The organism is Flavobacterium sp. CLA17, from assembly GCF_013112255.2.
GTDB lineage: Bacteria > Bacteroidota > Bacteroidia > Flavobacteriales > Flavobacteriaceae > Flavobacterium > Flavobacterium circumlabens.
In genome coordinates, this window is the sequence record NZ_CP068294.1 from 2264667 (window position 1) to 2275026 (window position 10360).

3 protein-coding genes are annotated in these 10360 nt (G+C 43.6%); 1 reads left to right on the forward strand and 2 read right to left on the reverse strand.

All coding sequences use genetic code 11. The features are described 5' to 3' along the window. Positions 1-31 precede the first annotated feature (31 nt). Entirely contained in the window at positions 32-8458 is an 8427-nt protein-coding gene (locus tag HAV12_RS09695) for a T9SS type A sorting domain-containing protein (RefSeq protein WP_171569461.1), read from the reverse strand. 98 nt (positions 8459-8556) lie between these two features. On the opposite strand from HAV12_RS09695, the gene HAV12_RS09700 reads away from it, so the two are divergent. Next, the gene (locus HAV12_RS09700) at positions 8557-9570 is read left to right on the forward strand and encodes a hypothetical protein (RefSeq protein ID WP_171569462.1); all 1014 of its coding nucleotides are present in this window, start codon (positions 8557-8559) and stop codon (positions 9568-9570) included. 3 nt (positions 9571-9573) lie between these two features. Here HAV12_RS09700 and HAV12_RS09705 read toward each other — a convergent pair whose 3' ends face one another. Continuing rightward, on the reverse strand, positions 9574-10128 hold the full coding sequence (locus HAV12_RS09705) for a phage tail protein (RefSeq protein WP_197984784.1): 555 nt from the start codon (positions 10126-10128) through the stop codon (positions 9574-9576). Positions 10129-10360 lie beyond the last annotated feature (232 nt).

A 10360-nucleotide genomic window follows, 5' to 3' on the forward strand; every position in this document is an offset into this window, starting at 1 on the left:
CTGTTTTTTAAACCGCACTGGCAGATTTTATTTATTTTACAAGTACTTTTAGTGTTTTCCTGAAGCTTGCAGTTTCAATCACCACAACAAACATATTACCATCTGTATTTCCAGGTAGTTGCACTTCAGTTTTTACTGTTGATGATTTCAATGTTTTGATCAATTGTCCTGAAACAGAGTATAAGCTGATTTGCATATCTTTTATTTCGTCTTCAGGGAAATCTGCTTCTACAGTAACCACTTTTCCTTTTTCAGCCGGATTAGGATAAAGTTTTGCCTGAAATGAATTTTGTAATACAATTTTGTCTGAACAGGTTTGCAGTACTTTTCCATCTTTAGTCGTCACTTTTACTTTATAATCCGCAGTTGGGTCTAAGGTGTTGTTTTGACTGTTACCGGCTGAATAATATTGACCGGTTCCTATCAGGACACCATTTTTGTACCATTCGTAGGCAACAAATTCGTAACCACCATTGGTTAAAGGATTATTATTTACTAAAAGCGTATTGTTGAATTTCATTTTGACAATGTCATAGAAACCAAAAGGTTTTTCGATTACCAGCATGTAATTTTTAACCACACTTCCGTCTTCTGAAGTTACTGTAATTGGCTGATTGTAAATTCCGGCTTTAGGCAGCGGAATGGTAAAATTAGCACTTGGTGTAATCGTTGCATTGGCATCGTTTACAATAGCTACAGTAAGATTTTGTTCACCACACTCTAATAAATAATTTATTACTAGTGGTGGATTGTTGTACACCACGCCGCCGATAGTGATTTGTGTGATATCAGCATTGCTGTTCAGAATGGTCAACGTTTGTACAACACCCACTGCCGGCAGATAATTAGCATCACCAGCCTGGTTTGCCGTAATAATTCCCTGACCTGTTCTCAGCATGGTTACTAAACCTGCAGGAGACACAGTTGCCGGTGGCAACGCAGAAGTATAGGTGAAAGAATACGTCACCGGTAAACCTGAACTTGCAGTAGCGTCCAGATTGAAAGTGTTATTCGCTCCAAGTGTTTTCACAGGTATAGGAGCAAAAGTAATGGTTTGAGCCGCTTTGTTGATTGTCAGTTCTGCTGTTAAGGTAACAGGAGAGCAATTCGGCATTCCGGGTGCCGGAGATACCACTGCAGTAATAGTGTAAACACCTGCATCAATTGCGCCGTTTGCATTTCCTGTTGCCGGTGCTGTTGAATACGCAACAGTAGCTCCAGTCGGAAGATCTGTAACAGAAAGAGTCTGAAGACTTCCGTTATAAGTAACCGCTGTATCTGTAAAAGTAACCTGATCTAAAGGAGAAGCAGTTACCGTAACGGTTTGATTTTGTGTTGCAATATTTCCGTGACCATCATCATAACTCCAGATAATTACATAAGTACCGGCTGAAGTATAATTTAAAGGTGAAGTTGTCGTTGCGTTGATTGTTCCTGCACAATTATCAGTTGCCGTCGGAACAGCAATTTCAGCTGCTAAAACAGCACAATAATTAGTAATCACCGGAAGATTTGCTACGTCAGGTACCGGAGCAGTGGTGTCCGGAGTCGTTACGATAGTTATTGGTTGTGTTACGGTACATCCGTTTCCATCCGTAACGGTTACGGTATAAGTTCCCGCAGTCAATCCTGAAGCCGTAGCAGCAGTTCCGCCTGATGGTGACCATGCATACGTATATGGAGTAGCCCCACCTGCAGGAATAACAGTTGCCGAAGCGTCTGCTCCTCCAGCACAACTTACGTTAGTTTGTGTAAAGTTAGCTGTAAGTGCCTGAGGTTCTGTAATGGTAAAACTTTGCGTTGCAATACATCCATTGGCATCCGTTACTGTTATAGTATAGGTTCCGGCGATCAGACTCGTTGCTGTTGCAGCAGTTCCTCCGTAAGGGGCCCATGAATAGGTGTATGCACCAGTTCCTCTGGAAGCAACTATTGAGGCAGATCCATTTGAACCTCCGTTGCAGCTCACATTAGTTTGTATTAAAGGAGTAGCAAGAAGAGCCTGTGGTTCTGTAATGGTAAAACTTTGAGTTGCAGTACATCCATTGGCATCTGTTACGGTTACGGTATAAGTTCCATCGCTTAGTCCTGTTGCAGTAGCAGCAGTACCGCCAGATGGTGACCATGCGTAAGTATAAGTACCAGTTCCGCCGGCTGCGATCACTGTTGCAGAACCATTAGATCCTGAATTACAAGTTACATTGATTTGTCCACCGTCAGCTGCCGTTAAGACATTTGGTTCTGTAATGGTAAAGCTTTGTGTAGCTGTACATCCGTTTGCATCTGTAACAGTTACGGTATACGTTCCTGCACTTAGTCCTGTTGCTGTGTCTGCAGTTCCGCCAGAAGGTGACCAGGAATACGTATATCCACTAGTTCCACCAGCTGCGATTACAGTGGCAGATCCGTTAGCTCCTGAATTACAAGATACATTAGTCTGAGCTCCTGCTGAAGCTGTAAGAGCGGTAGCAGGTTCTGTAATAGTAAAATTTTGTGTTGCAGTACATCCGTTTGCATCTGTAACAGTTACGGTATACGTTCCGGCAGTTAATCCCGAAGCTGTATCAGCAGTTCCACCTGAAGGTGACCATACATACGTATACGTACCAGTTCCTCCGGTTGCACTTACTGTAGCCGAACCATTAGATCCTGAATTACAAGAAACATTGGTTTGAGCTGCAGCTGAAGCTATTAGAACAGTTGGTTCTGTAATGGTAAAACTTTGTGTTGCAGTACATCCGTTGGCATCCGTAACCGTTGCCGTGTAGGTTCCTGCAGTAAGTCCTGTTGCCGTATCGGCAGTTCCGCCTGAAGGTGACCAGGAATAGGTATATCCGGCAATTCCTCCAGTTGCACTTACAGTAGCGGAACCATTAGATCCTGAATTACAGGATACATTGGTTTGTGCTCCGGCTGAAGCTATAAGAACAGTTGGCTCTGTGATCGTAAAAGTTTGTGTTGCAGTACATCCGTTGGCGTCTGTAACAGTTGCCGTGTATGTTCCTGCAGCTAGTCCTGATGCTGTAGCAGCAGTTCCTCCTGATGGTGCCCAGGAATACGTATAAGAAGGAGTTCCACCAGTTGCACTTACCGTAGCAGAACCGTTCGATCCTGAATTACAAGATACATTTGTCTGAGCTGCGGCTGAAGCTGTAAGAGCGGTAGCAGGTTCTGTGATCGTAAAACTTTGCGTTGCAGTACATCCGTTGGCATCCGTAACAGTCGCTGTATAAGTTCCTGCAATTAAACCTGATGCCGTGTCGGCAGTTCCGCCTGAAGGAGACCATAAGTAAGTATAAGTACCAGTTCCGCCTGTTGCACTTACCGTAGCAGATCCATTCGATCCTGAATTACAAGAAACATTAGTCTGAGTTCCTGCAGAAGCTGTTAGCACAGTTGGTTCTGTAATAGTAAAACTTTGCGTTGCAGTACATCCGTTGGCATCTGTAACAGTTACGGTATACGTTCCTGCACTTAGTCCTGTTGCTGTGTCTGCAGTTCCGCCAGAAGGGGACCATGCATACGTATATCCGGCAGTTCCACCGGCTGCGATTACAGTTGCAGACCCGTTCGATCCTGAGTTACAAGATACATTGGTTTGTGCTCCGGCTGAAGCTGTAAGAACACCTGGTTCTGTAATAGTAAAACTTTGCGTTGCCGTACATCCGTTAGCATCCGTAACCGTTGCGGTGTACGTTCCTGCTGTTAATCCTGTTGCCGTATCGGCAGTTCCACCTGTTGGTGACCAGGAATAGGTATATCCCGGAGTTCCGCCAGTTGCACTTACTGTAGCGGATCCGTTAGATCCCGAATTACAGGAAACGTTGGTTTGAGCTGCGGCTGAAGCTGTAAGAGCAGTAGCCGGTTCTGTGATGGTAAAGCTTTGTGTTGCAGTACATCCATTGGCATCCGTAATAGTTACGATATAGGTTCCGGCAGTCAGTCCTGTTGCCGTGTCGGCAGTTCCACCTGAAGGTGACCATGAATAGGTATATCCCGGAGTTCCTCCTGTAGCACTTACTGTCGCAGATCCTGTCGATCCTGAATTACAAGCTATATTCGTTTGAGCTACCGGTAAAGATGTAAGAGCAGTAGCCGGTTCTGTAATGGTAAAAGTTTGCGTTGCAGTACATCCGTTTGCATCTGTAACCGTTGCAGTATATGTTCCGGCAGTTAATCCCGAAGCTGTATCGGCAGTTCCACCTGAAGGTGACCATACATACGTATAGGTACCAGTTCCTCCGGTTGCACTTACTGTCGCAGACCCATTGGATCCTGAATTACAGGATACATTGGTTTGAGCCGAGGCAGAAGCGACAAGAACGGTTGGTTCAGTAATCGTAAAACTTTGAGTGGCAGTACATCCGTTAGCATCTGTAACAGTTGCTGTATAAGTTCCTGCAGTTAAACCTGTTGCTGTGTCTGCAGTTCCACCTGATGGAGACCAGGAATAGGTATAGCCGCTAGTTCCGCCCGCTGCGATTACCGTAGCAGATCCGTTAGATCCTGAATTACAGGATACATTGGCTTGAGCTCCGGCAGAAGCGGTAAGAACACCAGGTTCTGTAATAGTAAAACTTTGTGTAGCAGTACATCCGTTGGCATCTGTAACTGTTGCAGTATATGTTCCTGCTGTTAAACCTGTTGCCGTGTCTGCAGTTCCTCCTGAAGGAGACCAGGAATAGGTATATCCCGGAGTTCCGCCTGTTGCACTTACTGTCGCAGATCCGTTAGATCCTGAATTACAGGAAACATTGGTTTGAGCTGCGGCTGAAGCCGTAAGAGCAGTAGCTGGTTCTGTAATTGTAAAAGTTTGTGTTGCCGTACATCCGTTAGCATCTGTAATGGTTGCCGTGTACGTTCCAGCAGTCAGTCCTGAAGCTGTCGCGGCAGTTCCACCCGAAGGTGACCATGAATAGGTATATCCCGGAGTTCCTCCGGTTGCACTTACCGTAGCAGATCCATTCGATCCTGAATTACAGGAAACATTGGTTTGAGCTGCGGGTGAAGCTACTAAAATAGTTGGTTCTGTAAGGGTAAAGCTTTGTGTTGCAGTACATCCGTTGGCATCTGTAACCGTTGCGGTATAGGTTCCTGCAGTCAGTCCTGAAGCTGTTGCAGCAGTTCCACCGGAAGGTGACCATGAATAAGTGTACCCTGCAGTTCCACCTGTTGCACTTACCGTAGCAGAACCATTTGATCCTGAATTACAAGATACATTGGTCTGTGCTCCGGCAGAAGCTGTAAGAACAGTTGGTTCTGTAATGGTAAAGGTTTGCGTTGCAGTACATCCGTTGGCATCTGTAACCGTTGCGGTGTAGGTTCCTGCAGCTAGTCCTGATGCTGTAGCCGCAGTTCCACCTGAAGGTGACCAGGAATAGGTATATGCACCAGTTCCACCTGTTGCACTTACCGTAGCAGAACCATTTGATCCTGAATTACAAGATACATTGGTCTGTGCTCCGGCAGAAGCTGTAAGAACAGCTGGTTCTGTAATGGTAAAGGTTTGCGTTGCAGTACATCCGTTGGCATCTGTAACCGTTGCGGTGTAGGTTCCTGCAGCTAGTCCTGATGCTGTAGCCGCAGTTCCACCTGAAGGTGACCAGGAATAGGTATATGCACCAGTTCCACCTGTTGCACTTACCGTAGCCGAACCATTCGATCCTAAATTACAAGATACATTGGTTTGTGCTGCCGGTGAAGCTGTAAGAACAGCTGGTTCTGTAATGGTAAAAGTTTGTGTTGCAGTACATCCGTTCGCATCTGTAACGGTTGCTGTATATGTTCCGGCTGTTAGTCCTGAAGCCGTAGCAGCAGTTCCGCCAGATGGCGACCAGGAATAGGTATATCCGGCTGTTCCACCAGTTGCACTTACCGTGGCTGAACCGTTAGTACCTCCATTGCAGGATACATTGGTTTGTGCTGCCGGTGAAGCTGTAAGAGCAGTAGCAGGTTCTGTAATGGTAAAAGTTTGTGTTGCAGTACATCCGTTCGCATCTGTAACGGTTGCTGTATATGTTCCGGCTGTTAGTCCTGATGCCGTAGCAGCAGTCCCGCCAGATGGTGACCATGAATAGGTATATCCGGCAGTTCCACCAGTTGCACTTACCGTAGCCGAGCCATTAGATCCCGAATTACAAGAAACATTGGTTTGAGCTGCGGCTGAAGCTATTAGGACAGTTGGTTCTGTAATGGTAAAAGTTTGTGTTGCCGTACATCCGTTAGCATCTGTAACGGTTGCGGTGTACGTTCCTGCACCTAGTCCCGAAGCTGTAGCAGCAGTCCCGCCAGATGGTGACCAGGAATAGGTATATCCGGCAGTTCCACCAGTTGCACTTACCGTAGCCGAGCCATTAGATCCCGAATTACAGGATACATTGGTTTGAGCTGCGGCAGAGGCTGTAAGAACAGGTGGTTGTGTAATTGTAAAAGTTTGTGTTGCAGTACATCCATTGGCATCTGTAACGGTTGCGGTGTACGTTCCTGCACCTAGTCCCGAAGCTGTAGCAGCAGTCCCGCCAGATGGCGACCAGGAATAAGTATATCCGGCAGTTCCACCAGTTGCACTTACTGTGGCCGATCCGTTAGTACCTCCATTGCAGGATACATTGGTTTGTGCTGCTGGTGAAGCTATAAGAACACTTGGTTGCGTAATGGTAAAAGTTTGTGTTGCAGTACATCCGTTAGCATCTGTAACAGTTGCTGTATACGTCCCGGCAGTTAGTCCTGATGCTGTAGCCGCAGTTCCGCCACTTGGTGCCCATGAATAGGTGTATGCACCAGTTCCTCCTGTTGCACTTACCGTAGCCGAACCATTCGATCCTGAGTTACAGGATACATTGGTCTGGGCTCCGGCAGAAGCTACAAGTGCAGCAACAGGTTGACTAATGATAAAAGTTTTAGTCGCCTGACAGCTATTTGCATCTGTAACAGTTACTGTATAGGTCCCTGCCGCTAATCCTGAAGCTGTTGCAGCCGTTCCTCCTGATGGTGACCAGGAATAGGTATAGGTAGGAGTTCCGCCTGTTGGACTAACAGTAGCTGTACCATTACTGCCACTAAAACAGGAAACGTTTGTTTGAGTCCCTGCAGTAGCATTAAGAGCTACAAGAGGTTGTGTAATTGTAAATGTTCTGGTTGCCTGACAGCTATTTGCGTCTGTAACAGTTACGGTATAAGAACCCGCAGCCAATCCTGAAGCAGTTGCTCCTGTACCGCCAGATGGGCTCCATGAGTATGTATACGTACCAGTACCTGTTCCTCCTGAAGGGATAACCGTGGCCGTACCATTTGATCCTCCGTTGCACGATACATTTGTACTTGCTCCTGTAGCCAGACTAATAGCTGGTGGTTGTGTTATATTAAAAGGTCTTGTTATTTGAGTTGTTTCACTGTCTGTAATTGTTACAGTATAGTTGCCGGCAGAAAGCCCGGTTGCAATAGATCCTGTTCCACCGGATGGTGCCCAGGAGTAAGTGTACGGTGTCTTGCCTCCAGTAACAAAAACTGCAGCTGTTCCATTAGAACCTGTGTTACAGGAAACATTAGTTTGTGGTGTAGAAGAGGTACTTAAAGCAGCTCCTGTTGTAAAGGTTAATTCTGATCCATAGCTCGTTCCTCCCGAATTTTTAGCATACGCTTTATAATAAATAAGAGTAGCTGCAGGAAATGTTCCAACCGTATTGCTAAAGATTCCGGTACCAGTACCGATTTGGATTTTATTGCTTAATATAGTAGGATTTGTTGTGGTTGCCCAAACAATTCCTCTTTCTATAGTAGGATCCCCTCCATCGGCAGTTACATTACCGCCAAGTGTTGCTCGTACCGCGCCTACATTTGAGGCCGCGGCCGTTGTAACCGTTGGTGCTACTGCACCATTTGCAAATCTAAAGTCATCAACCGCAAAATAATCATAGTTAGTGCTTAATTGAATTTCAAGCTGATCGATGATTACAGCTGTATTGTCTGAACCTCCTTCAGTAGCAAAGTTGACTTGTATAAAACCATTACCGGGAAGCGCAGTTCCAATATTAGCACCGGTTGTACTTTTGACAACCGTAAATTGTGTAGTGCCGGCAAGTTTACCTCTAAAGGTAATGGATCCAGCCAAACCATTACTGGTGACACCCGGATTAAAACCGGCATTACCGGTAACATAAATCCATAAGCTACTGACCTTAAAGCTCCCTGTAGCATCAGAAATTGTACCAGTCTGGCCGAAACCTTCCGGTCCTACTACGTCTTCAACCTGAATAAATTTGCCTGAGCCATTGTAGCCCCCATTTGCAAGAGGGAAGACTTTAAAACTCAGATAACTACTGGTTAAGTTAAACGTTTTAGTACCATTTGTAAAACTGCTGGCATTATTAGTCGCAGTTTCAAATGTCTCGGTAGTTTGCGCCCCGATGTGCGGGATCGCAAAAAACAGAAAAATTAATAATAAGTAAAGTTTTTTCATAATTCATTGAGATTAAATTGATCGGATAATATTGTTACATTATATTTTTAACTTATATTTCTAATGTTAAAAAAAGAAGATTCTTAAAGTTGTAAAGTATGTATAAACAGGAACTTACATTTATTGTTAAATCTATCATCGCATCAGGGACTGTTGATGAGCATGTAAAGTGTGCTGAAAAGCTTTCTGTTTTTTATAAAAAAACGACAACAGTTAAGAATCCGGAAAGTAATGAAACCCTTATAAAAGGTGGTTTTGCTTTGTCAAGTTCAGGCGCTGCCGACTGTGTTGATGACTATTTACGTACCGTCTTCTTTATAAAAGGCATTTACAAAGCTTTAACGAAATTGAGTTCAGATTTTCCGGAGAGAAGCATTAATATCCTTTATGCAGGATGTGGCCCCTACGCAACATTAATTCTGCCTTTGCTTCCATTATTGAATAAAGAGAGAATTAAGGCTGTTTTAATAGACATCAATGCCGAATCCATACAATCGGTACATAATCTCTTATCCGTTATCGGTCTCGAGGAGTATGATTTGCAGCTTATAGAAGCAAATGCTATTACTTACACCAAACCAACAGATTTTGTGATCGATCTTGCTATTACTGAAACCATGCATTATGCACTTACACGTGAGCCTCAGGTCGCCATCACAAAAAACATAGTCAGACAATTGACTTCTGATGCCATCCTGATTCCCGAAGAAATAAGAATTGATCTCGTCTATACCTTTTTTGCTTATGAGCCGTATCTTAAAAATACTCTAGAAGTAAAGGGCCGCAACGAAATGCAGCCCTATGCTAATAATGTATTTGTTGATAGATTATTTACAATAAACAAAGAACATTTTGACAGAAAAGAAAGCAGCTCAAAATTTGAAAGCCGCTTTTATAAACTGCCGGACAGTTTTAGTAACCACCCTGACGTATGCATTTTTACAGAGATTAAGATATTTGATGATATGGAGTTAAAAACTGCCGAATCCTATATCACAAATCCCTTTTGTGTTGTATCAATGTATGGTCTTAGTGCTTACTCTGAAATTCAGTTAGTCTATGATTATAGTGAAATTCCACAATGGTCATATAACTTAAAAGAAAGAGCGTGAGGTTTAGTTTCTGGTTGGAAAAATACCTTCAAGACAAATAATATAAGTTAAAGCCAAATAAGGCTGCATTACAGAGATAGGAATATTATTACCAGTGGCACCAGTAACAATATTAGTTGCCAGGTTAACATTCGGAGTTGCCGTAGCAAAACCTAATGTAGGGGCAAATGCTCTTGCTACTATCGATCCCGGAATGGCTATAGAAGCTCCTGCTATAGGTGTTGAATCTGTTGAATTCGCACTGCTTACAGCTATAGTACCGGCACCACCATGAACGTGAGCTGGTAAATTACTAGTTAAAATACTCACATTTGGAGTACCTGCAACCTCACCCAAAACATAATTTGACCCACCACCATTTCCTGAACCAATAGCTACTGATCCCTGTAAATTCGGTAATGCAAATGTAGTTTGTCCATTTCCTCCGTACGTAGTACCTAAAATTGAAAATAAAGCACTATTCTGAGCAATAGACATTATTTGTCCGTTACAAAGCGCCCAGCCTCTTGGTGCAAAATTTCCTGCAAAAAGTTTTACAACTCCTATGAATTCTTCCATAATAAAAATTGATTAAATTAATTAATAATAGTTTTGTTTAGTTTATGTAACAAATCTACCTTATTGACCACTTTTAGGAGCACGTAGAAATACCTGTTTTTGTAGTCAAATTGGACTTTAGAATAATTTAGTTTAAAGTTAATTGATTCTAAATGAGTTCAGTCCGTTTTTATTATTTTTTTTTATTAATTTTTTTCCTATATTTTTACGCGACCCTTACAATAAGCAGGAA